Annotated in this window: 24 protein-coding genes and 1 pseudogene; 6 read left to right on the forward strand and 19 right to left on the reverse strand. The window is 59.9% G+C overall.

Annotation, left to right across the window (positions count from 1 at the left end; genetic code table 11):
• Window positions 1-58 precede the first annotated feature (58 nt).
• Together tagQ and L8I05_RS14425 are read left to right on the forward strand one after the other, a co-directional pair.
• Entirely contained in the window at window positions 59-982 is a 924-nt protein-coding gene (tagQ, locus tag L8I05_RS14420) for a type VI secretion system-associated lipoprotein TagQ (RefSeq protein WP_242169718.1), read from the forward strand.
• Between the two features lie 124 nt (window positions 983-1106).
• Window positions 1107-1487: a helicase gene (locus L8I05_RS14425; protein ID WP_159961033.1), complete on the forward strand. Its 381-nt coding sequence runs from the start codon at window positions 1107-1109 to the stop codon at window positions 1485-1487.
• A gap of 60 nt (window positions 1488-1547) precedes the next feature.
• Here the strand turns inward: L8I05_RS14425 and L8I05_RS14430 are convergent, their stop codons facing one another.
• From L8I05_RS14430 to exbB, 8 genes are all read right to left on the reverse strand, one after another.
• On the reverse strand, window positions 1548-2315 hold the full coding sequence (locus L8I05_RS14430; protein WP_242169720.1) for a hypothetical protein: 768 nt from the start codon (window positions 2313-2315) through the stop codon (window positions 1548-1550).
• Between the two features lie 189 nt (window positions 2316-2504).
• Window positions 2505-3350: a hypothetical protein gene (locus L8I05_RS14435; RefSeq protein ID WP_242169722.1), complete on the reverse strand. Its 846-nt coding sequence runs from the start codon at window positions 3348-3350 to the stop codon at window positions 2505-2507.
• A gap of 1055 nt (window positions 3351-4405) precedes the next feature.
• Complete coding sequence (locus L8I05_RS14440) at window positions 4406-5806, reverse strand: aminoacyl-tRNA deacylase and HDOD domain-containing protein (RefSeq protein ID WP_177016697.1); 1401 nt, start codon at window positions 5804-5806, stop codon at window positions 4406-4408.
• Between the two features lie 77 nt (window positions 5807-5883).
• A complete protein-coding gene (recG, locus tag L8I05_RS14445; RefSeq protein ID WP_159961026.1) occupies window positions 5884-7959 on the reverse strand; it encodes an ATP-dependent DNA helicase RecG in 2076 nt (691 codons plus the stop codon).
• 8 nt (window positions 7960-7967) lie between these two features.
• The gene (locus L8I05_RS14450) at window positions 7968-8888 is read right to left on the reverse strand and encodes a hydrogen peroxide-inducible genes activator (RefSeq protein ID WP_015886540.1); all 921 of its coding nucleotides are present in this window, start codon (window positions 8886-8888) and stop codon (window positions 7968-7970) included.
• A gap of 248 nt (window positions 8889-9136) precedes the next feature.
• Window positions 9137-9886, reverse strand: a complete 750-nt coding sequence (locus tag L8I05_RS14455; protein WP_159961024.1) for an energy transducer TonB — start codon at window positions 9884-9886, stop codon at window positions 9137-9139.
• Window positions 9883-10308: a TonB system transport protein ExbD gene (gene exbD / locus L8I05_RS14460; protein WP_083356107.1), complete on the reverse strand. Its 426-nt coding sequence runs from the start codon at window positions 10306-10308 to the stop codon at window positions 9883-9885. Before exbD ends, L8I05_RS14455 begins: the two co-directional genes overlap by 4 nt.
• A 6-nt stretch (window positions 10309-10314) precedes the next feature.
• Window positions 10315-11295: a tonB-system energizer ExbB gene (exbB, locus tag L8I05_RS14465; protein WP_177016695.1), complete on the reverse strand. Its 981-nt coding sequence runs from the start codon at window positions 11293-11295 to the stop codon at window positions 10315-10317.
• 189 nt (window positions 11296-11484) lie between these two features.
• Here exbB and L8I05_RS14470 point away from each other — a divergent pair, with 189 nt between their 5' ends.
• Entirely contained in the window at window positions 11485-12336 is an 852-nt protein-coding gene (locus tag L8I05_RS14470; protein ID WP_242169724.1) for an SDR family oxidoreductase, read from the forward strand.
• 126 nt (window positions 12337-12462) lie between these two features.
• Here L8I05_RS14470 and L8I05_RS14475 read toward each other — a convergent pair whose 3' ends face one another.
• The 6 genes from L8I05_RS14475 to L8I05_RS14500 all read right to left on the reverse strand — a co-directional run bounded on the left by L8I05_RS14475 (window position 12463) and on the right by L8I05_RS14500 (window position 17759).
• Complete coding sequence (locus L8I05_RS14475) at window positions 12463-13206, reverse strand: hypothetical protein (protein WP_242169726.1); 744 nt, start codon at window positions 13204-13206, stop codon at window positions 12463-12465.
• 56 nt (window positions 13207-13262) lie between these two features.
• A complete protein-coding gene (locus tag L8I05_RS14480) occupies window positions 13263-13643 on the reverse strand; it encodes a RidA family protein (protein ID WP_003176922.1) in 381 nt (126 codons plus the stop codon).
• Between the two features lie 24 nt (window positions 13644-13667).
• Window positions 13668-15773, reverse strand: coding sequence for a bifunctional GTP diphosphokinase/guanosine-3',5'-bis pyrophosphate 3'-pyrophosphohydrolase (spoT, locus tag L8I05_RS14485; protein ID WP_083356111.1), 2106 nt, complete (start codon window positions 15771-15773; stop codon window positions 13668-13670).
• Between the two features lie 60 nt (window positions 15774-15833).
• A complete protein-coding gene (rpoZ, locus tag L8I05_RS14490; RefSeq protein ID WP_003176920.1) occupies window positions 15834-16097 on the reverse strand; it encodes a DNA-directed RNA polymerase subunit omega in 264 nt (87 codons plus the stop codon).
• A gap of 167 nt (window positions 16098-16264) precedes the next feature.
• Window positions 16265-16885 carry a guanylate kinase gene (gene gmk / locus L8I05_RS14495; RefSeq protein ID WP_010168203.1) on the reverse strand — a complete coding sequence of 207 codons (621 nt, stop codon included), beginning with the start codon at window positions 16883-16885 and terminating at the stop codon, window positions 16265-16267.
• 10 nt (window positions 16886-16895) lie between these two features.
• Window positions 16896-17759, reverse strand: coding sequence for a YicC/YloC family endoribonuclease (locus tag L8I05_RS14500; RefSeq protein WP_159961014.1), 864 nt, complete (start codon window positions 17757-17759; stop codon window positions 16896-16898).
• A 217-nt stretch (window positions 17760-17976) separates the two neighbouring features.
• Here L8I05_RS14500 and rph point away from each other — a divergent pair, with 217 nt between their 5' ends.
• Together rph and L8I05_RS14510 are read left to right on the forward strand one after the other, a co-directional pair.
• Window positions 17977-18699 carry a ribonuclease PH gene (gene rph / locus L8I05_RS14505; RefSeq protein ID WP_177016691.1) on the forward strand — a complete coding sequence of 241 codons (723 nt, stop codon included), beginning with the start codon at window positions 17977-17979 and terminating at the stop codon, window positions 18697-18699.
• Window positions 18700-18721: 22 nt separating this feature from the next.
• The gene (locus tag L8I05_RS14510; protein ID WP_197626366.1) at window positions 18722-19090 is read left to right on the forward strand and encodes a DUF4870 domain-containing protein; all 369 of its coding nucleotides are present in this window, start codon (window positions 18722-18724) and stop codon (window positions 19088-19090) included.
• 58 nt (window positions 19091-19148) lie between these two features.
• On the opposite strand, the gene L8I05_RS14515 is transcribed toward L8I05_RS14510, so the two are convergent.
• Window positions 19149-19928, reverse strand: coding sequence for an exodeoxyribonuclease III (locus L8I05_RS14515; protein WP_003176915.1), 780 nt, complete (start codon window positions 19926-19928; stop codon window positions 19149-19151).
• An 82-nt stretch (window positions 19929-20010) separates the two neighbouring features.
• Between L8I05_RS14515 and pyrE the strand changes: the two genes are divergently transcribed.
• Window positions 20011-20655, forward strand: a complete 645-nt coding sequence (gene pyrE, locus L8I05_RS14520; RefSeq protein ID WP_177016689.1) for an orotate phosphoribosyltransferase — start codon at window positions 20011-20013, stop codon at window positions 20653-20655.
• Between the two features lie 184 nt (window positions 20656-20839).
• Here pyrE and argB read toward each other — a convergent pair whose 3' ends face one another.
• The 4 genes and pseudogenes from argB to coaBC form a co-directional block, all read right to left on the reverse strand.
• Window positions 20840-21745, reverse strand: coding sequence for an acetylglutamate kinase (gene argB / locus L8I05_RS14525; protein ID WP_015886532.1), 906 nt, complete (start codon window positions 21743-21745; stop codon window positions 20840-20842).
• A gap of 19 nt (window positions 21746-21764) precedes the next feature.
• Window positions 21765-23162: pseudogene (locus tag L8I05_RS14530) on the reverse strand (phosphomannomutase/phosphoglucomutase); the annotation flags it as partial.
• 264 nt (window positions 23163-23426) lie between these two features.
• Window positions 23427-23882 (reverse strand): dUTP diphosphatase, encoded by a 456-nt coding sequence (gene dut, locus L8I05_RS14535; RefSeq protein WP_110620471.1) that lies wholly within the window; start codon window positions 23880-23882, stop codon window positions 23427-23429.
• 5 nt (window positions 23883-23887) lie between these two features.
• A complete protein-coding gene (coaBC, locus tag L8I05_RS14540; protein WP_242169729.1) occupies window positions 23888-25096 on the reverse strand; it encodes a bifunctional phosphopantothenoylcysteine decarboxylase/phosphopantothenate--cysteine ligase CoaBC in 1209 nt (402 codons plus the stop codon).
• Between the last annotated feature and the right edge of the window lie 86 nt (window positions 25097-25182).

A 25182-nucleotide genomic window follows, 5' to 3' on the forward strand; every position in this document is an offset into this window, starting at 1 on the left:
GGGACTCAGGCGGCGGTGGGCCGTGCTGGGCAAGTCAAACTTAAAAGAGAACACACCTATGCTTTTTTCCCGTAAGACGGTTTCCAAGCGTCACCTGCTGCTGATCGCGGCCGGTTTCAGCACCGTGTTGACCGGTTGCGCCACGTCGCCGTCCTCCAAGGTCGCGTCGAGCACCAAGGTCGAGTACTACCCGAACTGCTACGAGCCGGTGCAGCACCTGCGCGCGACGGATTCGGACATGACCAAGTCGGTCGTTACCGGCGCGGCCCTCGGCGCTGCCGGCGGTGCACTGCTGGGCGCGTTGACCGGCGACTCCGACAAGCGCGGCCGTAACGCCGCCATCGGTGCAGCGGGCGGTGCCCTGGCCGGCGGCGCGGCGGGTTACTACACCGAGCGTCAAAAGCAGATTACCGATGACAACCAGCGCATCGCGTCGTACTCCACCGACTTCAACAAAAGCGCCGCCGACATCGACCGCAGCACCGCGTACGCCAAAGCGTCCCAGCAGTGCTACCAGAGCGCATTCACCAAGCTGGTGAATGATCGCAAGGCCAAGACCGTCAACGACACCGAAGGCCGCAAGCGCCTGGCGGAAATCGTAGCGGGCTTGAAGGAGTCCAATGACCTGATCGTCGCGGTCAACGGCAAAGCCAGCGAAGACCTGAACAACTACACCCAGGCTTACGAGAAAGACCTGCAACAAGTGGGTGTGCAGCGCAACGACGTGGTGACGGTAGCGACCGCCGACACGACGCCGCCAGTGGTGCCGGCCAAAGGCAAGAAAGCCGTGAAACCGGCGAAGAAGCCCGTGTTGCCAACCGTGCCGAAAGAAGCGGTGACCACCGAGAAGAGCATCCAGACCGTGCAGGCCAAGCAAGCTGAAAGCAAGCAGGTCGCCAGCGCCGGTAAGGCGCAGATCGAAGGCACCTGCCGCGATCCAAACCTCGCCGACTGGGCGCCGGTGCCTTGCCCTAACGTTTAAGCAACATGTTGCTATAAGCGTTAAACGCCAGCCGATCTCCTGCTAAAGCGCGAGATCGGTGGCGTTCTTTAAGCAAATCGTTACACTGCTGCGGCCACTTAATAATTACACCGAGGCCGTGTGCATGAAATTTCGTCTTCTGCTGTGGGTGCTGGGCCTGATGATGGGCAAAGCCAGCCGCACCAATCCTGCCTTTCAGCAACAGCTGGGTGACAAAGACCTGGCGTTCCAGTTGCAGACCCTCGACGGCAAGGTTGCCCGTCACTTCATCGTCAAAGACCAGCGCATCACCAGCCGCTCGGGTGTTCACCCAGCGCCCGCGTTTGCTATCGCCTTCAAGGATGCCGCCTACGGCTTCGCCACGATGCAGGCGAAGAACAAGCAACTGGCGTTCATGACGGGGATTCAGGACAAGTCGATCCAGATCAAGGGCAACCCGGCGCTGGTGATCTGGTTTCAGGGGCTGACCAAGTATTTGAAGCCGCGCAAGAAAAAGGTGGGTTAGTTGTTCTCGGTTCTCGGGGCATCGCGTGCCCCGGGCGCCTGATATCAAGGAAGTGCATTTTTATTTATAAATCATATTAGCGTTTTTCCATTCTCCCTCAACGATGACCTTTTTCTCTTCAGGCTGGCTCTCGATGGTGATGTTGCTACGCTCAGATTTTCCATAAAGGCGAACGTTGGCCCATGCAGTTTTATCTACTTGAATGTTGGTCTTGCCACTGTAAACCGTAATATCCACGTCGCCGGCGGCAGCACGTATCGTGTCCTCGGTTCCTGATGAGTATATTGCAGTCCCTTTTGGTGAGTATTTGGGGATGTCGGTGGAAAAATAGTTTTCTCCGTCGTCGCCATGAAGCGTGCTATGGCCAGTGCCTCCGAACATTTTATCGTTGCCGGGGCCGCCGCGCGCCCGTCCTCCACCCGTGCCGAGTTGTACGTGGTCATCACCAGGGCCTGCTTTCACATTAGCCGCGCCGCCTCCCGTCTGTACAAAATCGTCACCGGATCCTGTTTCTATGCGGGCATAGACCTTAACGTTGTCATCAATCCTTACATGATCCCGGTAGCGGCCTGTAGTGATGTTGAGGGTACTCAGGTCGGAGTTTGGGATATTTAACGGATACGGTTTGCCGTGAATAAACGCGACAACGTTGTTATTAGCGTCTTTTTTAATCCTGATATCGGCCTGTTGATGGGTAACGATAATGCTGACGATAGGGCCTTTTGAATCACTACCGTGAACAATCTTAACGGCAGGTTTCTGCTTGGGTGCAGGTGGATTGTAGGTTGTAGGAATAGGTGCAGGAATTGAAGGCGAAATGAGCGTCATACGAGGGCTCCAAGTAGGAACAGGGTAAGTACCCAGTGAAGAGAGGGTTTGGCGATGAGTGACTGAAGTCACACGCACTCTGTGTGTCTGAGTGCAGGAGGTGAGTTCCGGTTTACTCATTTCCGGATGTTGTAGTTCTTGTAATCTCGGGGCTGTGAAGGCCCCGAGGGTCTGTCGTGTCGGAGGCGTTTAGTCTGATGCGTTTGCGCGTATTCGACGGTCCTTAGTGGGGTCGTTCCGACGTGTGTAGTTCACATATCCAGTGGAATCCTTGTCCTCGATGAGTTCAGTATTGCCGGCACTTTCATAAATATCGAGTAGAACATCGAACTCGCGGTGTAACCGTATTGATGTAAATTGGGCCTTGATCTGTATGGACGTTTCGTTGGAGCGAACCTCGATATTGTCCCTTGTTCCATCGGCGGCTATCGCGGTATGAGATGAATCGCTTGGTGTACCGCCTTTTATAGTATTGGTCCCCGCGCCACCTAGAAGAAAGTTATTGCCAGTCCCGCCCTCTAGCAAGTCGTCACCGTCTTCACCGTATAAGACACCCCCGCCAGGGCCCAGACGGGCTTTATCGTTTCCGTCACCCAGACGTGCCTCAGTAAAGCCACCTCCCGTATTAACGGTGTCTTGACCTGGCCCCGTATCAACATTTACAGCCACTTTTACGTCAGGGGCTATCGTTACTTTATCATTGCCGCCGCCGGTTTCTATATGCAGTTTACCCAGGGAAGACGCATCCATGTCCAATTTGACTGAGATGCCATTGATGTCGGCAACGACTCGGTTGTTTATAACTTTTATGTCGATCCTATCATCCGCGTGCCCTGTATAAATCTTTATGTCGGAGGCAGGATGGTAATCACGCCCTTCAGCATTAACTGGCGCCCCCGGATCCGGAGTCGTTACCACCAGTACAGACCAATATTCGTCTCTTCTAGGGGTGAGGGTGCCGTTCACATTTATAGACGGTGCGGTGGCTGTTGGTGGCGGATAAATACTTACGCCTATGTTGGAAATAGAGTTCATTTTAGCGATTCCGGAACTGTGTTAGTAGGAAAGTTTACTTGCATTCCTTATGTGGGTTGATAACTCCCTAGGGTTCCGCGCTATATGCTTCTTGTTGTTTCGAAGATATGAGGGTTTCACGAGTTTGTTGCCGTATGTGTGTCGTAGTTGCTTTCACCCTCTTGTAGCCGATTAAGAACTAGCGGGTGATCTGGTGCCAGGGGCAGTGTTCGCCTCGGAAGGCGAGCCGAGTGATGTTCTCTATCAAGAGCAAATGTGTCGGATTGTCCCGGGCTGGCCTGCGAAGATAAAATTTTATTCTCAAGGTCGGCCTTTCCGAAAGTCTCCGCAGCAAGTTAGGCGCCCAGCCGTGAGTGCGGGCGCCTAATGATACTGTATGGATGTACCGGGCTCAGGTGCATCTGGTAATTGCGGAAACTTCACTATCGGTGAATGACTCGAATTTTTCGGGTTCGGTAGATAGCAGTTTTATTGTTAAAACCCAATTGGGATGGTTGTATATTAATCTAAACTTGGTTCCCTCATGTGATTGGCCCTGCGTATCGTAGACAATTAGGTATTTTTTATTATCCAGATCTTCCAGTTTTTTTGGTAGCTCCCTAGGCTCGCGAGAGATCGTAATATTTGTTATTGATAATTTATCTATGTCGTTGTCACTCATTTTAAGTGCTCCAATTATTATAAGAAGGTGTTGATATTACCAAGTGCTCTTGAAATAAGTACCTGTGAAAGTTGGCAGGTTTTTATATTTATTCGATATGGCCGGTATTCAGATTTCGACTAAATACACTTCCACCTAGCGGCAGATGAAGTGTTCAATCGGGTGCTTTGTTTTTTCGGCGATTCGGGAAAAGTTGATGCAGATCCAAGGCAGTCCGGTGCTGACCACATATCTGAAGTCGGAAAAAAAGAAGGTTTGAGGGGTTTCTTCAGGTGTACCGAGTTGAATTCATCGCAGGCAAGCCAGCTCCCACATTCAGCCGCATTCCAAAGGTGGAACTCGGTCGAATGTGGGAGCTGGCTTGCCTGCGATAACGGTTTATCAGGCGAAACAGTTAGCCCTGGCTGAACTGCGAGGCCAGCTCACGCAACAGCACCTCGGCATCCAGCACCTTGCCGACCACTTCGTCAGCCTTGTCACGGCTCAAGCCCAAACGCTCAAGCAGTGCGTCCGGGATCGCTTCATCCGGCCCGGAGCCGATGCCACGGCTGCGCAGCAGGCGCACGGCCAGGCACACCAGGTTCGGGTACTCGGCATATTGCCCGTCGTAGGTCGGATCGTGCTGGAAGCGCAGGGCGGTGGACAGTTCGTCCGGCATGTCCCAGTAGCGCATCAGCCAGGCGCCGATCTGTTCGCGACTGATGCCCAGCAAGTGTTGCTCGACATAGCTGTGGCACAGGTGCGGGTTGACCTCCAGGTGGCGGCAGATCAGCGAGAAGTGCGGCGGGAACACGTGGGCCAGCAGCAGGTAACCGAAGTTGTGCAGCAGGCCGGCCAGGTAAGTCAGGCCGGCTTCCGGGCGCTGGGCGCGCGGCATGGCGCGGGTCAGGCCTTCGATCACGGCGGCGGTGTAGATCGACTGGTGCCAGTACGGCGTGGACTGGTGCGGGTGGTCTTTGGGCAGGCTCAGGGTTTTACCCAGGGCCAGGCCCAGCGCCAAATTGATCACCAGGTCAAAGCCCAGCACACGCACGATGGCGTCTTCCACTGAACGAATTTTGCCGGGCGAGGCGTAGTACGGCGACGCGGCCCAACTCACCACCTGGGCGGCCAGAGCCGGGTCGGTTTCCACCACGCCGGTGATGTCATCGATGGTGGCGTTGGGGTCGACGCGCAGCTTGATGATCTTCTGCGCGGTGTCCGCCAGCGGTGGAATCTCGATGGTTGCTTCCAGGCGTTGCTGGATGCGGCGGGCGGTGAAGGCCTGCATCGCCTGGGTGATTTCCTCGCGGTCATCATTCGGGCGGTCGAGGTTGGGACGGATGTTGCTCAAGGGCTCGCCGAAGTGACCGGCGCTGGCCTTGGTGAGCATGGTCTTGAAGTCGTCGCTGGCGATTTCGAGCAGCAGCCCGGCTTCACCCGAATGCACCAGCAGGCTCGGCTCGCTGAGCAGGCTGCCTTCGTACAGGCACGGCGAGCTGGTCAGCGCGGGGAGGCCCGGCAGCAGGCTCAGGTCATGCTTGGCCAGCATGCGCTCGACGCGGTCCGGCGACACCGCTGTGAGGCGGCGGCCCGTCAGTTCGGCGAGGCGGTTGAGGTCGAGCAACTGGCTCTGCGGGAACAGCACCATGAGTGCGCCAACGGCATCTTCCAGCAGCACCGCCTGGACCTTTTGCGCGGGATTCAGGCCAGCCTGTTCGGCGACTTCCGTGTAGGGGATGGCGAGCTTTGCGAGCAGAGCCCGAATGACCGGCGGGGCGGTCAGTGGGGCTGTGGCGAGGGCTACTTCTGACATGGCCTGATCCAATTGCGTACAGTCAACGAAGTATAACCAGCTTGATACAACTGTTGGTCGACTAAGTGAGTCAGGCGTCACACTTGGCCGTATTGCTGCCCATGCCGTAGCCAGCGATCCAGTAACGGGCTGACATGTTCCGGCCAGCGCTCGAGCAGTGCTTGCGCCGCGTCACGCACGGCGGGCAACAGGTCGGCGTCGCGCATCAGGTCGGCAACCTTGAACTGCAGCAGCCCGGTCTGGCGAGTGCCGAGCATTTCGCCGGGGCCGCGCAGCTCCAGGTCTTTTTCGGCGATGACAAAGCCGTCGTTGGTTTCACGCATGATGCCCAGGCGCTGACGGCCAATCTGTGACAGCGGCGGATGATAGAGCAGCACGCAGTGGCTGGCGGCACTGCCCCGGCCGACGCGGCCGCGCAATTGGTGCAGCTGGGCGAGGCCCAGGCGCTCGGGGTTTTCGATAATCATCAGGCTGGCATTCGGCACGTCCACGCCGACCTCGATCACCGTGGTGGCCACCAGCAGCTGCAGGTTGCCGGCCTTGAACTCGGCCATGACGGCGGCTTTTTCTGCCGGCTTCATGCGGCCGTGGATCAGCCCTACCTTGAGCTCACCCAGCGCACTGGTGAGGTCTTCAAAGGTGGTTTCGGCGGCCTGGCAGGTCAGCTCTTCGGACTCTTCAATCAGCGTGCACACCCAGTACGCCTGGCGGCCTTCTGCGCAGGCGCCACGCACGCGCTCGATCACTTCCACGCGGCGGGTGTCGGTGACCAGCACGGTGTTGACCGGGGTACGGCCGGGCGGCAGTTCATCGAGGATCGAGGTATCGAGGTCGGCATAGGCGCTCATCGCCAGGGTGCGCGGGATCGGCGTGGCGGTCATGATCAACTGGTGCGGATTCATCCGGCCGCCCACGCCTTTCTGGCGCAGGGCCAAACGTTGCTGCACGCCGAAACGGTGCTGTTCGTCGATGATCACGAGTGCGAGGTTTTTGAACTGCACTTCGTCCTGGAACAGTGCGTGGGTGCCGACCACCATCGGTGCGCCACCGGCGATTTGTTCCAGCGCTGCCGCGCGGACCTTGCCCTTGAGCTTGCCGGCCAGCCACGCCACTTCCAGGCCCAAGGGTTCGAGCCAGCGCTTGAAGGTGATGAAGTGCTGTTCGGCAAGAATTTCGGTGGGCGCCATCAGCGCCACTTGGTAGCCGGCTTCCAGCGCTTGCAAGGCGGCGAGGGCGGCGACCACAGTCTTGCCCGCGCCCACGTCGCCCTGGATCAGGCGCAGCATCGGTTCGTGCTGGCTCAGGTCATAGGCGATTTCATTGCCAACCCGCTGCTGGGCGCCGGTCGGCGCGAAGCCGAGGTTGGCCAGGTATTGCGCAGGCAGGCGCGTGGCCTTGGGCATTGCCGGCGCGCGCAGGGAGCGCATGCTTTCGCGCAGGCGCTGTTGGGACAGTTGATGCGTCAGCAGTTCTTCGAAGGCCAGGCGATGCTGCGCCCAGTGATGACCCAGCGCGAGTTCGTCGACATCGGCGTCGGCGGGCGGGTGATGCAAGTAGCGGATTGCATCGTCCAGCGGCGCCAGTTGGTAGTCGCGGGCCAGCTCCACCGGCAGCCAGTCGGGCAGGCTTTTCGGGCCGAGCATCGTCAGGGTCTGCATGCACAATTGGCGCAGGCGTTGTTGGGTCAGGCCTTCGGTCAGTGGGTAGATCGGCGTGAGGGTCGTGTCCACCGGCGGCGGCTCGTCGCCGGTAATGGCGCGGTATTCCGGGTGGTAAATCTCCAGGCCCGACGCGCCAGGCCGGGCCTCACCGTAGCAACGCACGCGAGTGCCGCGCTTGAGGCCTTCCTTTTGTGCGTTGCTGAAATGATAGAAGCGCAGGCTCAGGCCGCCGGTGCCGTCCTGCAGGCGCACGACCAGGCTGCGGCGCTTGCCCATCACTACGTCAGCGCCACTGACGGTGCCTTCGACCACCGCGTCTTGCCCAGGGCGCAAATGGCCGATGGGCACTACGCGGGTGCGGTCCTGATAACGCAGGGGCAGGTGAAACAGCACGTCCTGGAGGTTCTCCAGGCCGACCTTGGCCAATTTCTCGGCCATGGCCTCACCGACACCCTTGAGTGCGGTTACCGACACCTGCGACAACTCGGTCATACGTTTACTTAGCTCGCAGCAGGCGGCTTGGCCACCGAACACAGGCGGATCGAGTCGGCCAGGATTTCAATGGCTTTCGGGCGTGGGAAGCTGGCGCGCCAGGCGATGGCCACGGTGCGGAACGGCACCGGTGGCGTGAGTGGGCGCACTTCGATCACGCCGGGGGCGTAGTGATGGCTGTCCACGGCCGACAGCGGCAGGATCGAAATACCCAGGCCGGAAGCCACCATATGGCGAATGGTTTCCAGGGAGCTGGATTCCACGGTGGTGTGCTTGGCGCCGTCGTTGCCCTTGGTCAGCGTCGGGCAGGCTTCGAGTACCTGATCGCGGAAGCAGTGGCCTTCGCCGAGCAGCAGCAGGCTCTTGTCGTTGAGCAGGCCGGCGTCGATGGTGTCTTTCTGCGTCCACGGGTGGGAGGCCGGCATCAATACGTAGAACGGCTCGTCGTAGAGCGGCAGGGTCAGCACGTCCGCCTCGTTGAACGGCAGGGCAATGATGATCGCGTCCAGCTCACCGTTGCGCAGTTTGTCGCGCAGCACGTGGGTGAAGTTTTCTTCGATATACAGCGGCATCTGCGGCGCGACGCGGTGCAGTTGCGGAATCAAGTGCGGGAACAGGTACGGGCCAACGGTGTAGATGGCGCCGACTTTGAGCGGTGCGGTCAGCTGGTTCTTGCCGGCCTGGGCCAGCTCGCGAATGCTTTGGGCTTGTTCCAGCACCTTTTGGGCCTGGGCGACAATGCCTTCGCCCACTGGCGTGAGGCGCACGGCGCTCTTGCTGCGCTCGAAAATCAGCACACCGAGTTCGTCTTCAAGCTTTTTCACACCCACCGACAGCGTCGGCTGGCTGACGTGGCAACGCTCGGCCGCGTGGCCGAAGTGCTGCTCTTGGGCGAGGGTCACGATGTAGCGTAATTCTGTAAGAGTCATAGCGGGCGTCCATGAGGTTGCGAGCCAAGCATACCGGCTGCAATCGATAGACGCACGTTATCAGAACTTTGGTGGGGATTGAGCGGGGAGTGCGGAGGATTTAGCTGAAAGATGGGTTTTTAGAGGCAATTAAATCAAATGTGGGAGCGGGTTTGCCCGCGATACGGACACCTCGGTCTATCCATCAGACCGTGGTGATGCTATCGCAGGCAAGCCAGCTGCTACACGAGCCGGCTCCCGTTTGCCGCTTAGCGGCGGCGCTTCTCGATGTTGTAAACGAATGGCGCGACGATTTCGACGCTGCCGCCTTTCAACATGTCGGCCGGTGGCTTGGGCAGTGGCTGGGCACGACGAATCATGTCCAGGGTTGCACGGTCCAGGTCGGCGTTGCCGGAGCGGCCCACCAGCTCGTAGGACAGCACGTTGCCTTCGGCATCGACCACAAAGCGCAGGCGGTTCAAGCCTTCCTTGCCACGCTGTTGGGCGCCTGGCGGGTACTTTTTGTACTTCTGCAAGTGCGCCAGCAGCGTGCCTTCCCAGGATGCTTTGGCCGCGACCTGTGCTGGCGATGGGCCGGGCACCGGTTGGGCGGATTTTTCTGCTGGTGCGTTGGTCTGCGGGGTTTCGCTCGGCGGGTCCTCGGAAGGTTTTTCCTTGGGCGGCTCGGGCTTCTTCTCCACAGGCTTTGGCGGCTGAGGTTTGGGCTTGGGCTTGACCGGCTTGGGCACCTGGATCGTTGGCTTGGGTGCCTCGGCCAGTTTCGGCAGGGGCAGCTCTTCCACCGGGGCAGGCGGCTGCGGCGGCGTGACCACCTTTGGCGGCGCCGGAGGCGGCGGTGCCGGCAGCGGCGCCAGGTCGATGACCATGGCGGCCGGTGGCAACGTCACCTGGTGCGGCGCGGACCATTGAAGCGCGATGATGATCGCGACGGCATGCACGCCCAGCACGACGGCGAGGCTGGTGCCATAACGCGTCAGTTTGTGGCGCGTCGTGATCATTTCTTGGCTGCCGTCTCAAGTCCGACCAGGCCGACCTTGAGGTAGCCGGCTGCCCGCAAGGCATCCATCACGCTCATCAGGTCGCCGTAGTCCACGCCTTTATCGGCCTGGAAGAAGATCGTCGTGTCTTTCTTGCCTTGGGTCTTGGCATCGAGCACCGGCCCCAGGGTTTCAGCTTTGACTTCTTCTTCGCCCAGGAACAGGCGTTGGTCCGCCTTGACGCTGAGGAAGATCGGTTTTTCTGGCCGCGGCGCAGGCTTGGCGCTGGACGCGGGCAGGTCGACCTTGATGTCCACGGTCGCCAGCGGTGCCGCCACCATGAAGATGATCAGCAGCACCAGCATCACGTCGATAAACGGCGTGACGTTGATTTCGTGGTTCTCGACGAGGTCGTCGTCGCCTTGATTCAAATGCAGGCCCATGGCCGATTACCCCACTTTCACCATGTGCGGTTGCGAGCTGCGCTCGGTAGGCAGGTGATCGAGGTCGCGGCTGACCAGCAGCAGGACTTCTGCCGACGCGTCCGATACCTGAGCCTTGTAGCCGGCAATCGAACGGGCGAAGACGTTGTAGATCACCACCGCAGGAATGGCGGCAACCAGGCCCAGGGCGGTTGCCAGCAGGGCTTCGGCGATGCCTGGGGCAACGACGGCGAGGTTGGTGGTCTGGGTTTTGGCGATGCCGATGAAGCTGTTCATGATGCCCCACACGGTGCCGAACAGACCGACGAACGGCGCGGTGGAACCGATAGTGGCGAGTACGCCGGTGCCGCTGCTCATGTTACGGCCGCAGGCCGCAACCAGGCGCTCCAGGCGGAAGCTGACACGTTCCTTGATGCCTTCTTTCTCGCGGGTGTTGACCGACAGGCGCATTTCTTCCAGCGCGTCGTGTACCAGCAGGTTGGCCAGGGTGCCCTTCTTGGTCGCAGTGTCGCTGGCTTCCTTGAGGGTGGTGGCTTTTTTCAGGTGGACGATTTCAGTGCGCAGGCGACGCTTGGCGCCCAGCAGTTCGAAGCCCTTGGCGATCCAGATAGTCCAGGTGATGATCGAGGCGATGGCCAGGCCGATCATCACGGCTTTCACCACCACGTCAGCATTCTGGTACATGCCCCATGGCGACAGGTCATGGGCCATGCCCAGGCTGTTGTCTTCTTCCAACACCACGCCGGAGTCGTCGGCAGGTGCTGGCGTTGCAGCTTGGGCCGGGTCGGTAGCGACGGGCGCGGCAGCAGGCGCAGCGGGAGTTGCTGCATTGTGCTCGGCGGCAGCCGGAGCGGCTGGGGCAGTAGCGTCAGCGAACGCAGCGGTCGGTGCCAGCATTACGCTGAACAGCAACGCAGCAATCGCACGCCAGGCGCGGGATGGGCTGTGAGGCTTGGTTGGCGAAGCGGGGTTTGTATTACGTGTCATGCTGGCCGGACCTGAGAGAAAAAAATGAGTGATTGTCCTGCCAGACCCTGATGGGTCGAGGACAAGTGGGCGGTTATTATTGCAAGTAATTCTTGTTAACAAAAGTAATACAGTTACTTAATTTGTCCTTTTGCTGGTCGCTGGTCCTCTTCGGCGGCTAATCTGCGCCTTTAAGAATGGAGTTTTATGATGTCTGCGCCTTCTGTTGTGATTGCCGGTTGCGGCGATGTGGGTAGTCGGCTGGCTAGCCAATTGCTGGCCTCGGGCTGGGAGGTTCATGGCCTGCGCCGCGACGTTTCGCGGCTTCCCGAGGGTGTCATCGGCATCGCCGGTGACCTGTTCAAAAAGGATTGCCCGGACACCTGGCCGATCGGCGGGGTGGATTACCTGGTGTATTGCGCCGCTGCCACCGACCACGATGAGGCCGGCTATCGCGCGGCGTACGTGCAAGGGTTGCAGCATGTGTTGGAGTGGCTGGGCGACTACGGTCAGGCGCCCAAGCATTTACTGTTTGTGTCCAGCAGCAGCGTGTATGGCCAGCAAAACGGTGAGTGGGTCGACGAAACGTCCGACACGCAGGCGAAGGGCTATTCCGGCCAAGTCATGCTGGAAGCCGAGCAAGTGGCGCTTAACAGCGGCATCCCGGCGAGTATCGTGCGGTTGACCGGAATCTACGGCCCCGGCCGCGAATGGCTGTTGACCCAAGTGCGCCAAGGCTATCGCGTAGCGGTGGATCCACCTTTATATGGCAACCGGATTCATGCGGATGACGCGGCAGGCCTATTGGCGTTTTTGTTGCGGCACGTGGAGCAGGGCGGTTCGCTGGACAAGATCTACATCGGCGTGGACGATGCGCCCGCGCCATTGGCAGAAGTGGTGGCTTGGTTGCGCGACTATCTGGGCGTGACCGAGTGGGCCGACGACGCCAGTGTGCGCCGGGCGGGCAGCAAGCAATGCAGCAATGCCCGAGCCAAGGCGCTGGGCTGGGTGCCGACGTATCCGACCTATCGCGAAGGGTATGCAGCGATCTTGAAGGGCTGAAACGCGGCCAAAAAAATGTGGGAGCTGGCTTGCCTGCGATGACGGTGCCACATCCAACAATGATGTGACTGATACACCGCTATCGCAGGCAAGCCAGCTCCCACATTCAGTTTTGCGTGAGGCTGTTTATTGCTTTTCCAGCAGCCACTGGCGTGGGCCAGGCGTAAACGAAGGCACTTCATCCGTTTGCGCCGTGTTCACTGCCTGGAAAATTTCCAGCTGCTTGCCCTTGCGCACAAAGATCCAGGGGTTGCCCTGGCCGTTCAGTTGCAGCCAGATGCTGTCGTAGCCGCCGCTCATGGAGGCGCAGTCACCCGCCAGGCACAGCGAGTACCGATCGACGCCTGGCAAACCGGCGACCTTGCCGTCAGCCTGGAACTGTACCGTGGCGCCATCACCATTGCCGTCGGTGATTTTCCAGTCGCCACCCATGTAGGCTGCGTACAGTGCGCGCTCGAAGTTGGCGCCCAGTGGCGCGCCTTCAGGGGCTGGGTCTTTGGCGCGGGCGAAGAGTTGCTCAGGCTCGTTGTCGTTGGCCACTTGCAGCAGTTGTTTGCCTTTACGCTTGAGTTCGGTGGCGGAGCTGCCGTAAAAATCGACGCTCCAGGCGCCGGGCTTTTCACTCAGCAGTTTGCCTTCGGCGACTTCAAAACCATTGTAGTAGCGCGCCTGCGAAGCCTTGGTGTTGACCTCCCATTCGAGGTTCGGGCCATAGGTTTGCAGGGCCTCACGCAAAGGGCCGCCCTTGGCTGCCGCATTGATGGCGGCCTGGTTGATCCAGGTGCCGCTCACGTCCAGGTCGGCGGGGTTGCTGGCACAGCCGCCGAGCAACAGGGCAAGCAACGTAGAGGCTATAAGCGCTTTGCGCATTACGAAATCCTTCTGAAACGAAGTCGACGCAGCCTGTGAAGGCTGCGCCGGGTGTTTTACTCGATGACCAGAATCGCGTCCATCTCAACCTGTGCGCCCTTTGGCAGGGCGGCCACGCCGATGGCGGCGCGGGCTGGGTACGGCTGTTCGAAGTACTTGCCCATGATCTCGTTGACCTTGGCGAAGTGGCTCAGATCGGTAAGGAAGATGTTCAGCTTGACGATGTCCTTGAACGAACCGCCGGCCGCTTCGGCAACCGACTTGAGGTTTTCGAAGACCTGGACGGTTTGTGCTTCAAAGCCTTCAACCAGTTCCATGGTCTTTGGGTCGAGCGGGATCTGGCCGGACATGTAGACGGTATTGCCCGCCTTGATCGCCTGGGAGTAAGTACCGATGGCGGCAGGGGCCTTGTCGCTGGTGATAACAGTCTTGGTCATTAGTGACTCCTTGTAAGAGATCGGCTATGCACGCATGCGGGTGATGCGAATCACCCCGGTCAGGGCGCGCAGTTTCTTGATCACGCGAGCCAGGTGCACGCGGTCGTGCACGCTGACGACCAGCTGGACCACGCTGATGCGGCCATCGCGCTCATCCATGCTGATCTTCTCGATATTGCCGTCGGCCGCGTTGACGCTGCTGGCCAGCAGGGCGATCAGGCCGCGCTGGTGTTCCAGCTCGACGCGCAGCTCGACGTTGAATTCGCCGGTCACATCCTTGGCCCAGGAGAGCTGGATGCATTTCTCGGGGTTGTGACGGATTTCAGTGATATTGCGGCAGTTGTCCAAGTGCACAACCATGCCCTTGCCGGCAGACAGGTGCCCAACAATCGGGTCGCCCGGGATCGGCGTGCAGCACTTGGCGTAGCTGAGCACCAGGCCCTCGGTACCGCGAATTGCCAGCGGGCCTTCGGGGCTTGGCAACTGTTCGCCTTCGCCGAGCAGGCGACGGGCGACCACGTAGGCCATGCGGTTGCCCAGGCCGATATCTTCCAGCAGGTCTTCGATGGTTTCCTGGCGATACTCGTGGAGCATCGCTTGCACGCGCTCGGCCGGGATTTTCTCCAGGGCGCTGTCGAAACCGTTGAGCACCTTGTTCAGCAGGCGTTCGCCGAGGCTGATGGATTCGGAGCGACGTTGCAATTTGAGCGCATGGCGGATGTGTGTGCGCGCCTTGCCGGTGACCACAAAGTTGAGCCAGGCCGGGTTGGGGCGTGCGCCGGGTGCGCTGACGATCTCGACCGTGGAGCCGCTTTGCAGCGGTTCGGACAGCGGCGCGAGACGCCGGTTGATCCGGCAGGCAATGCAGCTGTTGCCGACGTCGGTGTGTACCGCGTAGGCAAAGTCGACCGCCGTGGAGCCCTTGGGCAACTCCATGATCCGGCCTTTGGGCGTGAACACATAGACCTCGTCCGGGAACAGGTCGATCTTCACGCTTTCGATAAATTCCAGGGAGTTGCCGGCACGTTGCTGCATTTCCAGCACGCCTTTGACCCACTGACGGGCGCGGGCATGCGTGCCCTTCGGCTGCTCGTCGCCGCTGGATTTGTACAGCCAATGGGCGGCGATGCCGTTGTTGGCCATCTCTTCCATTTCGCGAGTACGAATCTGGATCTCGATCGGCACCCCGTGCATACCGAATAGCGTGGTATGCAGCGACTGATAGCCGTTGGCCTTGGGAATCGCGATGTAGTCCTTGAAGCGGCCGGGCAGGGGTTTGTACAAATTATGTACAGCGCCCAGCACGCGGTAGCAGGTGTCGACCTTGTCGACGATGATGCGGAACGCGTACACGTCCATGATCTCGTTGAAGGCGCGACGCTTGCCGCGCATCTTCTTGTAGATGCCATAGATGTGTTTTTGCCGGCCACTGACTTCGCCTTCAATCTCGTCGATCGCCAGGCAATGGCTCAGCGACTCTTCGATCTTGTTGACGATTTCCTTGCGGTTGCCCCGCGCACGCTTGACCGCCTGGTAGATGCGCGCCGAACGCATCGGGTGCATGGCCTTGAAGCCGAGGTCTTCGAATTCGATACGAATGGCATGCATGCCCAGCCGGTTGGCGATGGGCGCGTAGATTTCCAGGGTTTCCTTGGCGATGCGCCGACGTTTTTCGCCGGACAGCACTTCCAGCGTGCGCATGTTGTGCAGCCGGTCGGCCAGTTTGACCAGGATCACCCGAATGTCTCGGGCCATGGCCATGGCCATCTTCTGGAAGTTTTCCGCCTGGGCTTCAGCCTTGGTCTCGAAGTTCATCTGGGTCAGTTTGCTGACCCCGTCGACCAGTTCGGCCACGGTTTCGCCAAATTGCGCACTCAGCGCTTCCTTGGCAATGCCGGTGTCTTCGATCACGTCATGCAGCATCGCGGCCATCAAGCTCTGATGGTCCATGTGCATGTCGGCAAGAATATTTGCCACGGCAAGAGGATGCGTGACATACGCCTCACCACTGCGGCGGCGTTGGCCGTCGTGGGCTTGTTCGGCGTAGAAATACGCTCGGCGGACCAGGTTGACCTGGTCTGGGCCGAGGTAGGTCGATAAGCGATCGGCGAGGGCGTCTATGCTCGGCAAAGTGTTAACTCCTGCCGTTGGCTGTGACCCCGCGCCGTGCTACGTCGACCAGGCATAGGCTTAGACGGCCTCGTTGGACTCGTCCTCGAACGCTGCAAACAGCGGTTCGTCTTCAACGATTTCGGCGTTGGCGATGAACTCGTAGCTCATCAGGCCTTCAGCGATTTCACGCAGGGCCACAACGGTAGGCTTGTCGTTTTCCCACTGGACCAGGGGCTCTTTGCCGCCAGTGGCCAGTTGACGGGCACGCTTGGTAGAGAGCATGACCAGCTCAAAGCGGTTATCCACGTGTTCTAGGCAGTCTTCAACGGTTACGCGGGCCATGGTATTCCTCGGAGCGAATGCAAGATGCGCGCTGCCCGGTTGGGCGAGCGGACTGAACAGTTTAAAAAATCACCAGCGTTTAGGGAAGCGCTGATTTTTCCCGCGCCCTCGCAAAACTGCTACAAGTGCCAATGTAAAGCCCTTGCAGCGGTTTTGGGAAGGGCCAATCAGCCAAGCAGTTCGGCGAGTAATTTGCCAAAACGCTGCTGTTGGCGCTTTTGCTGGAGCTGATTGGTGCGGAAAATCGCCTTCAAATCGTCCAGGGCGTGGGCGAAATCGTCGTTGATGATCAGGTAGTCGTAGTCGACGTAGTGGCTCATCTCGCTGACAGCTTCGCGCATGCGGCCTTCGATGATTTCGTCGCTGTCCTGACCGCGATTGGTCAGGCGCTGGTGCAAGGCTTCCAGCGAAGGCGGCAGGATGAAGATCGAGCGCGCCTTGGGCATCAGTTGACGCACTTGCTCGGCGCCCTGCCAGTCGATTTCCAGGATCAGGTCGTGGCCTTCGTCCAGGGTCTGCTGCAGGTGGCTTTGCGAGGTGCCGTAAAGGTTGCCGAACACTTCGGCACGCTCCAGGAAGTCGCCGTGTTCGATCATCTTCACGAACTCGGTGCGCTCGACGAAGTGATAGTGCACGCCGTTCACTTCACCTGGGCGCATGGCGCGGGTGGTGTGCGAGACCGAGATGCGGATCTGCTCGTCAGCGTCGGTCAATGCCTTGACCAGGCTGCTCTTGCCCGCGCCCGAGGGGGCGGAAATGATGTAAAGGGTGCCGGTGCTGTGGGTCATGAAAGTTGCCTTACTCAATATTCTGTACTTGTTCGCGCATCTGCTCGATCAACACTTTGAGGTTGACCGCAGCCGTGGTGCTGCGCGGGTCAAACGCCTTGGAGCCGAGTGTATTGGCTTCGCGGTTGAGTTCCTGCATCAGGAAGTCCAGGCGCCGACCAGCGGCACCAGCGGACTTGAGCACGCGGCGCACTTCGAGGATGTGGGTGCTCAGGCGGTCGAGCTCTTCGGCCACGTCGCTCTTCTGCGCCAGCAGGACCATTTCCTGCTCCAGGCGCGTCGGGTCGAGGTCGGCCTTCATGTCGGTGAAGCGATCGAGGACCTTTTGACGTTGGGTAGCGAGCATCTGCGGCACGAGCTCGCGCAGGGTGACCACGTCGGCTTCGATCGACGTCAGGCGTTCATTGATCAGGCGCGCCAGTTCGGCACCTTCGCGTTCGCGGCCGGCCTTTAGCTCCTTCAAACCCTGGGTGAACAGGGCCAGGGCTTCGGCATTCAGCGCTTGCGGGTCGGTGGCGTCGGCCACCAGCACGCCGGGCCAGGCCAGCACTTCCAACGGGTTCAGCGCGGCAGGTTGTTTGATCAGGCCGGCGATGGTTTCGGCGGCGGCGACCAGTTGCGCGGCGCGGTCGCGGTCGACCTGCAGCGGTTTGCCGGTGGTTTCCTCGGTAAAACGCAGGGTGCATTCCAGCTTGCCGCGGGAGATGCCCTGGCGCAGTGCTTCACGCACGGCGCCTTCGAGGTCGCGGAAGGATTCCGGCAAGCGCAGGTGCGGCTCCAGGTAGCGGCTGTTGACCGAGCGCAGTTCCCAGCTCAGGGTGCCTTGGGCGCCGGCTTTTTCGACGCGGGCGAAGGCGGTCATGCTGTGCACCATGGAGGTACCTCGCGATGCAGTCCCGCAAATACGGGCTGATGGGTAAATTGAAGCCGACAGGCTGCGAAGGCGCAGGATTGTAGCGCAGTGAGGCGAGCGCGCCCAAACAATGGGCGCCAGGCCAGTCATTCGTAACCGAATTTTTTAGAAGTGCCCCGAATCGGTTCACGGCTCTATAATGCTCGGCAGTTTTTCGTCCTCCGTACAGGTATCCCCTATGAAACGTCCAAGTGGTCGCGCTGCCGATCAGCTCCGCTCGATCCGCATCACCCGCAACTACACCAAACACGCCGAGGGATCTGTACTGGTCGAGTTTGGCGATACCAAGGTGATCTGCACCGTCAGCGTCGAAAACGGCGTGCCGCGTTTCCTCAAGGGCCAGGGCCAGGGTTGGTTGACCGCCGAATACGGCATGCTGCCGCGCGCCACCGGCGAGCGTAACCAGCGTGAAGCCAGCCGTGGCAAACAAGGCGGCCGCACCCTGGAAATCCAGCGCCTGATCGGTCGCTCGCTACGCGCAGCGCTGGACATGTCCAAGCTGGGCGACGTGACCCTGTATGTCGACTGCGACGTGATCCAGGCTGACGGCGGCACCCGCACCGCTTCCATCACCGGTGCCATGGTGGCCCTGGTTGACGCGCTGAAAGTGATCAAGAAACGCGGCGGCCTGAAAGCCGGCGACCCACTCAAGCAGATGATTGCTGCCGTGTCGGTCGGCATGTACCAGGGCGAGCCTGTATTGGACCTGGACTACCTGGAAGACTCGGCTGCCGAGACCGACCTGAACGTGGTAATGACCAACACCGGCGGTTTCATCGAAGTGCAGGGCACCGCTGAAGGCGCGCCATTCCAGCCAGCCGACCTGAACGCCATGCTGGCCCTGGCTCAGAAAGGCATGACCGAAATCTTTGAACTGCAGAAGGCCGCATTGGCTGACTGAACCCGCCTCAAGGAGAAACGCCATGAATGACAGCCAACAACCCGTGCCGACGCCTTCCTACGAAGTGCGTCAAGGCGCAATGTTGTGCCATCTCGCGGCGTTTCTGGGGTTTGTGTTCCCCTTCGGCAGTGTCATCGGGCCGCTGATCCTGTGGCAGATGAAGCGGGAAGTGGACCCGTTCATTGATGATCAGGGCAAGGAAGCCTTGAACTTCCAGATCACCGTGGCCATTGCCTGGATGGTGTGCTTCGTGCTGGCCTTCGCGATTATTGGTCTTTTCCTGATGACTGCTTTGGTAATCGCGACGGTGGTGCTGACCATCATCGGTTCGATCAAGGCCAACAAGGGCATCGCTTATCGCTATCCCTTTACCTGGCGGCTGGTCAAATAATGAGCGCCCACAAAAAAACCGACAGCGATGTCGGTTTTTTTGTGCCTGGAAAAAGACCTTAGATGGTCAGTGTCCAGTCGTAGTCCACGATCAGCGGCGCATGCTGCGAGAAGCGCGGCTGACGTGGCAGGCGTGCACTGCGAACAAAGCGGCGCAGGCCCGGCGTCAGCAACTGGTAGTCGAAACGCCAGCCCAGGTTGAGCATCTCAGCCTGTTCGTTATCCGGCCACCAGCTGTACTGGTCGCCTTCACGGCTGACTTCGCGCAGGGCATCAACATAGCCCATGTTGCCGACAATCTCGTCCATCCAGGCCCGTTCCGGCGCCAGGAAGCCCGGGGATTGCTGGCTGTCGCGCCAGTTCTTGATATCCAGCTTCTGTTGCGCCACGTACAGCGAGCCACAGTAAATGTACTCGCGACGTTTACGCCGCTGTTTATCCAGATAACGGGCGAAGTCGTCCATTAGCTTGAACTTCTGGTTCAAGTCTTCATCGCCGTTCTGCCCCGAAGGGAGCAGCAAGGTCGCGATGCTGACCTTGTCGAAATCGGCTTGCAGGTAGCGCCCGTAGCGGTCGGCTGTCTCGAAGCCGAGGCCGCTGATGACCGCCTTGGGTTGCAACCGTGAGTACAGAGCCACGCCACCTTGGGCAGGGACTTCGGCATCACAGGCATAAAGGAAGTAGCCATCCAGTTGGAAGGCTGGGTCGTCCAGTTCAAAGGCGGAGGCGCGGGTGTCCTGCAGGCAGATGACGTCGGCATTCTGTGCTTGCAGCCAACTGAGCAAACCACGCTCGACTGCAGCCTGAATACCATTGACGTTCACACTGATGATCCGCATAAATGGCCCCAAAAATCGCGTGCGTGTATGATACACGCCGTCTACCTAATTAGCTAAATCCGTGGTATCTGAGGCTTTTTTCATGCAGGCGTATCAACGCGATTTCATTCGTTTTGCCATCGATCGCGGCGTTTTACGCTTCGGTGAGTTCACCTTGAAGTCAGGGCGCACCAGCCCGTACTTCTTCAATGCTGGCTTGTTCAACTCGGGTTCGGCCCTGGCTCAGCTGGGCCGTTTCTACGCGGCAGCCATCGTTGAAAGCGGCATTTCCTTCGACGTGCTGTTCGGCCCAGCCTATAAGGGCATTCCTTTGGCGGCCGCTACCGCCGTGGCCCTGGCTGAACATCATGAGCTGGACTTGCCATGGTGCTTCAACCGCAAAGAGGCCAAGGCCCATGGCGAAGGCGGCAGCCTGGTGGGTGCTCCGCTCAAAGGCGACGTGCTGATCATCGACGACGTGATCACCGCCGGCACCGCTATCCGCGAAGTGATGCAGATCATCGCTTCCCAGGACGGCGCCAAGGCCGCCGGCGTGCTGATCGCCCTGAACCGCCAGGAGCGCGGCAACGGTGAGTTGTCGGCGATCCAGGAAGTGGAGCGTGATTTCGGCATTCCGGTGGTGAGCATCGTGTCGTTGAACCAGGTGTTGCAGTTCCTGGAAGATGACCCGCAGCTCAAGCAGCATTTACCGGCGGTGCGTGCGTACCGCGAGCAGTTCGGCGTCTGACACGCAAATTCATCTGGGACGTGGACCAATGTGGGAGCTGGCTTGCCTGCGATAGCATCACCTCGGTGCAACTGATTTACCGAGGTGTCAGCATCGCAGGCAAGCCAGCTCCCACATTTGGATCGAGTTCAAATAAAAAGGCCCCGCTCAATTGGATTGAGCGGGGCCTTTTTATTGACAGCGATTAAGGACGCTTGCGGTTACTGATCAGCGTGCCCACACCGGTATCGGTGAAGATTTCCAGCAAGATCGCATTCGGCACACGGCCATCGAGGATCAGCGAACTCCCCACGCCGCCTTGCACCGCTTCCAGTGCGCAACGGATCTTCGGCAGCATGCCGCCGTAGATGGTGCCGTCAGCGATCAGCTCGTCCACTTGCTGGGTAGTCAGGCCGGTCAACACCTTGCCTTCCTTGTCCATCAAGCCGGCGATGTTGGTCAGCAGCATCAGCTTTTCAGCTTTCAGTGCCTCGGCCACCTTGCCGGCTACCAAGTCAGCGTTGATGTTGTAGGACTCACCATTGGCACCCACACCAATTGGCGCGATCACCGGAATGAAATCACCCTTGACCAGCAGGTTCAGCAGGTCGGTGTTGATGCCGATCACTTCGCCTACCTGGCCGATGTCGATGATTTCCGGCTGGGTCATCTCCGGCGTCTGACGGGTAACGGTCAGTTTTTTCGCGCGGATCAGCTCCGCGTCCTTGCCGGTCAGGCCGATGGCGCTGCCGCCATGACGGTTGATCAGGTTGACGATGTCTTTGTTGACCTGGCCGCCGAGGACCATCTCCACCACGTCCATGGTCTGCGCGTCAGTGACGCGCATGCCATCGATGAAGTGACTCTCGATCGACAAACGCTTGAGCAGGTCGCCGATTTGCGGGCCGCCACCGTGCACCACCACCGGGTTGATCCCGACGGCTTTCATCAACACGATGTCGCGGGCAAAGCCGGTTTTCAGCTCGTCGCTTTCCATGGCATTGCCGCCGTACTTGATCACCAGCGTCTTGCCGACGTAGCGTCGAATGTAAGGCAACGCTTCGGACAGGACCTTGGCAGTATTGGCAGCGGCTTCGCGTTCGAGGGTCATTCAGGGCTCCGGTAAAAAATCAGAACGGTAATTGGAGATCAGGGGCAACACGTTTCAACTGGGCGTGGAACACGTCCTTGATGCGCTGCAACTCAGCCTCGGTATCCGCCTCGAAACGCAGGACCAGCACCGGTGTGGTATTGGACGCGCGAACCAGGCCCCAGCCTTTGGCGTAATCGACTCGCACACCATCAATGGTGGTCAGGTTGGCGCCTTCGCCCCATTGCGCATCGTGCAGTGCGTCAATGATGCTGAATTTGCTCTCCTCGGTCACATGGATATTGATCTCTGGCGTAGAAATATCATTCGGGAAGGTCTGAAACAGCTCCTGCGCCGTCGATTTTTCCTTGCTGAGGATCTCCAGCAGACGAGCGGCACTGTAAATGCCGTCGTCAAACCCGAACCAGCGCTCTTTGAAGAACACATGGCCGCTCATTTCGCCGGCCAACAGCGCGCCGGTTTCTTTCATTTTCTTTTTGATCAACGAGTGACCGGTCTTCCACATTAGTGGGCGACCGCCGTATTCCTTGATCAGCGGCGTCAGACGGCGGGTGCATTTCACGTCGAAGATGATTTCGGCGTTGGCGTTACGCGCCACCACGTCACGGGCAAACAGCATCAGCAGGCGGTCGGCGAATACGTTCTCGCCGGTGTCTGTCACCACACCAACGCGGTCGCCGTCACCGTCGAAGGCCAGGCCCACGTCGGCGCCGGTTTCCTTGACCTTGGCGATCAGGTCTACCAGGTTTTCAGGTTTGCCCGGGTCCGGATGGTGGTTGGGGAAGTTGCCATCGACGTCGCAGAACAGCGGGATCACTTCACAGTTCAGCGCTTCGAGCAGCTGCGGGGCGATCACGCCGGCCGCGCCGTTGCCACAGTCCACAACCACTTTGAGGCGGCGGGCAAGTTTGACGTCGCCGGTGATCTGGTCGGAGTAGCGCTGAAGAATGTCGACCTTGGTGACGCTGCCGGTGCCGCTGGTCAGGTCGTTGTTCTTCAGGCGGTCGTGCAGGGCCTGGATCTGTTCGTTGGCCAGGGTGTCGCCGGCGATAACGATCTTGAAACCGTTGTAGTCCGAAGGGTTGTGGCTGCCGGTGAGCATAACCCCGGACTTGCCGGCCAGTACGTTGGCGGCGTAGTACAGCGCAGGCGTCGGCACCAGGCCGACATCACTGACGTGGCAGCCGCTGTCGGCCAGGCCCTGGATCAGTTGCTCGACCAGCTCGGGGCCGGACAAGCGGCCATCACGGCCGACCGAGACGTTGGGTTCGCCCTGGGCCAGGCTCTGGGAGCCGATGGCGCGGCCGATCCAGTAGGCGGTTTCGGCAGTCAGGGTTTTGGGCACCACGCCACGAATGTCGTAGGCGCGAAAAATGCTGTCGGGGAATGTCGGGGCTACTCGGGCTGCGGTACTCATCGCGTGGGGAAACTCCATCTGAAAGGGGCAAAGCTGGCCTGAATGTGGCTGACCGGCGGGCGCAAACTGAAGGGTATGACGGCTTTTTCGGCAGAGAGTTCGTGGTGCAAAAGTGCCACCGGAGTCGGTACTCCATGTTTGTGGTCGCGTAATCCATTGATTTCAATGGTGAAATCTCGCTGAATAAATCCGCGCATTCTCCGTCCTGAAAAGCCCTGCGGTGGCATGGGGCCGGGCAAGCGTGCCCGGCCTGATTCAGCTTAGTCAGTGACTGCCGGAATGCCCGAAACCGCCAGCACCGCGTTGGGTCTCGTCGAATTCCTGTACCAGTTCGAAGTGCGCCTGCACCACCGGCACCAGTACCAGTTGGGCGATGCGCTCGCCGACGGCAATGTTGAAGGCGGTTTGGCCACGGTTCCAGCACGACACCATCAGCTCGCCCTGGTAATCGGAGTCGATCAGGCCGACCAGGTTGCCCAGCACGATGCCGTGTTTATGGCCGAGGCCGGAGCGCGGCAGGATCAATGCGGCCAGGCCCGGGTCGCCGACATAGATCGACAGGCCGGTCGGAATCAGAAGGGTCTGGCCCGGCTCAAGGACAGTGTCCTCTTTGAGCATGGCGCGCAGGTCCAGCCCGGCGGAGCCTGGGGTGGCGTAGGCCGGCAGTGGGAATTCGTTGCCTATGCGTGGGTCGAGGATCTTGGCTTGCAAAGCGTGCATGTAAATTAAACCTGGTTCAGCCGTTGGGCGATAAATGAGATCAGTTGGCGGGCAATCTTGCCTTTGCTGGTCTGGGCGAAAACGGTGGCGTGCAACTCGCGGTCGATCACGCTGATGGCATTTTCCTCACTGTTGAAGCCGATGCTCGGGTTGGCGACATCATTGGCAACGATCAGGTCGAGGTTTTTGTCTTTCAATTTGCGTGCGGCGTAGTCCAGCAGGTGTTCGGTCTCGGCGGCAAAACCGACGCTGAACGGGCGGTCTGCGCGCGTAGCGATGGATGCCAGAATGTCCGGGTTGCGCACCATTTGCAGGAGCAGGCCGTCGCCACTTGTAGGGTCTTTCTTGAGTTTTTGCGGGGCGACGACTTCAGGGCGGTAGTCCGCAACCGCAGCCGAGGCGATAAACAGGTCGCAGGGAATCGCGGCGTCACAGGCCGCCAACATGTCCCGGGCGCTGACTACGTCGATGCGCGTGACCCGATCAGGGGTCGGCAAATGCACCGGGCCGGTGATCAAAGTGACGCGCGCGCCTGCCTCAACCGCCGCTTCCGCCAAGGCAAAGCCCATTTTCCCTGAGCTATGGTTGGTGATGTAGCGTACCGGGTCGATGTTTTCCTGGGTCGGGCCAGCGGTGATCAGCACGTGCTTGCCGGTCAGGGCAAGGTGCTGGAAGCACTCGGCGGCGCACAGTGCCAGGTCGGTGGCTTCGAGCATGCGGCCCATGCCGACGTCGCCGCAGGCCTGGCTGCCGGACGCCGGGCCGAACACCTTGAGGCCGCGGCTTTGCAGGAGCTGGGTGTTGGCTTGGGTGGCCGGGTCGCGCCACATGGCCTGGTTCATGGCCGGGGCAATGGCGACGGTAGCGTCGGTGGCCAGTACCAAAGTGGTCAGCAGGTCATCGGCGATGCCTTGGGCCAGGCGGGCGATCAAGTCGGCGGTTGCCGGAGCGATCAGCACCAGGTCAGCCCACTTGGCCAGCTCGATATGGCCCATGGCGGCCTCGGCTGCCGGGTCCAGCAGGTCGAGGTGAACCGGGTGGCCGGACAGGGCTTGCATGGTCAGTGGGGTGATGAACTCACTGCCACCGCGGGTCATGACCACGCGCACTTCGGCGCCTTGGTCCAGAAGCCTGCGAACCAACTCTGCGCTCTTGTAGGCGGCAATGCCGCCGCCGACGCCGAGAACGATGCGTTTCCGATACAGACGCTGCATTGGTTTGCCTTTCCAGTTCAGTGATGCCAGTTCAGTGACGCCTGCGATGCCCCCTCCCCAGGAGAAATCGCACGCAAAAAAGAGGG

This window comes from Pseudomonas sp. MONT-RG-20F-20-E-7-02 (genome assembly GCF_022662395.1).
In the GTDB taxonomy this organism is placed as follows: domain Bacteria; phylum Pseudomonadota; class Gammaproteobacteria; order Pseudomonadales; family Pseudomonadaceae; genus Aquipseudomonas.

What these genes read in the sequence shown, in the direction of transcription:
- L8I05_RS14450 (WP_015886540.1), bottom strand. Translation starts at nt 8,888, where the DNA reads ATGACTCTTACAGAATTACGCTACATCGTGACCCTCGCCCAAGAGCAG.
- pyrE (WP_177016689.1), top strand. Translation starts at nt 20,011, where the DNA reads ATGCAGGCGTATCAACGCGATTTCATTCGTTTTGCCATCGATCGCGGC.
- L8I05_RS14425 (WP_159961033.1), top strand. Translation starts at nt 1,107, where the DNA reads ATGAAATTTCGTCTTCTGCTGTGGGTGCTGGGCCTGATGATGGGCAAA.
- rph (WP_177016691.1), top strand. Translation starts at nt 17,977, where the DNA reads ATGAAACGTCCAAGTGGTCGCGCTGCCGATCAGCTCCGCTCGATCCGC.
- argB (WP_015886532.1), bottom strand. Translation starts at nt 21,745, where the DNA reads ATGACCCTCGAACGCGAAGCCGCTGCCAATACTGCCAAGGTCCTGTCC.
- rpoZ (WP_003176920.1), bottom strand. Translation starts at nt 16,097, where the DNA reads ATGGCCCGCGTAACCGTTGAAGACTGCCTAGAACACGTGGATAACCGC.
- L8I05_RS14515 (WP_003176915.1), bottom strand. Translation starts at nt 19,928, where the DNA reads ATGCGGATCATCAGTGTGAACGTCAATGGTATTCAGGCTGCAGTCGAG.
- exbB (WP_177016695.1), bottom strand. Translation starts at nt 11,295, where the DNA reads ATGACACGTAATACAAACCCCGCTTCGCCAACCAAGCCTCACAGCCCA.
- tagQ (WP_242169718.1), top strand. Translation starts at nt 59, where the DNA reads ATGCTTTTTTCCCGTAAGACGGTTTCCAAGCGTCACCTGCTGCTGATC.
- L8I05_RS14430 (WP_242169720.1), bottom strand. Translation starts at nt 2,315, where the DNA reads ATGACGCTCATTTCGCCTTCAATTCCTGCACCTATTCCTACAACCTAC.
- L8I05_RS14440 (WP_177016697.1), bottom strand. Translation starts at nt 5,806, where the DNA reads ATGTCAGAAGTAGCCCTCGCCACAGCCCCACTGACCGCCCCGCCGGTC.
- L8I05_RS14455 (WP_159961024.1), bottom strand. Translation starts at nt 9,886, where the DNA reads ATGATCACGACGCGCCACAAACTGACGCGTTATGGCACCAGCCTCGCC.
- coaBC (WP_242169729.1), bottom strand. Translation starts at nt 25,096, where the DNA reads ATGCAGCGTCTGTATCGGAAACGCATCGTTCTCGGCGTCGGCGGCGGC.
- L8I05_RS14435 (WP_242169722.1), bottom strand. Translation starts at nt 3,350, where the DNA reads ATGAACTCTATTTCCAACATAGGCGTAAGTATTTATCCGCCACCAACA.
- L8I05_RS14510 (WP_197626366.1), top strand. Translation starts at nt 18,722, where the DNA reads ATGAATGACAGCCAACAACCCGTGCCGACGCCTTCCTACGAAGTGCGT.
- L8I05_RS14475 (WP_242169726.1), bottom strand. Translation starts at nt 13,206, where the DNA reads ATGCGCAAAGCGCTTATAGCCTCTACGTTGCTTGCCCTGTTGCTCGGC.
- recG (WP_159961026.1), bottom strand. Translation starts at nt 7,959, where the DNA reads ATGACCGAGTTGTCGCAGGTGTCGGTAACCGCACTCAAGGGTGTCGGT.
- L8I05_RS14500 (WP_159961014.1), bottom strand. Translation starts at nt 17,759, where the DNA reads ATGGTGCACAGCATGACCGCCTTCGCCCGCGTCGAAAAAGCCGGCGCC.
- L8I05_RS14470 (WP_242169724.1), top strand. Translation starts at nt 11,485, where the DNA reads ATGTCTGCGCCTTCTGTTGTGATTGCCGGTTGCGGCGATGTGGGTAGT.
- dut (WP_110620471.1), bottom strand. Translation starts at nt 23,882, where the DNA reads ATGCACGCTTTGCAAGCCAAGATCCTCGACCCACGCATAGGCAACGAA.
- exbD (WP_083356107.1), bottom strand. Translation starts at nt 10,308, where the DNA reads ATGGGCCTGCATTTGAATCAAGGCGACGACGACCTCGTCGAGAACCAC.
- gmk (WP_010168203.1), bottom strand. Translation starts at nt 16,885, where the DNA reads ATGACCCACAGCACCGGCACCCTTTACATCATTTCCGCCCCCTCGGGC.
- L8I05_RS14480 (WP_003176922.1), bottom strand. Translation starts at nt 13,643, where the DNA reads ATGACCAAGACTGTTATCACCAGCGACAAGGCCCCTGCCGCCATCGGT.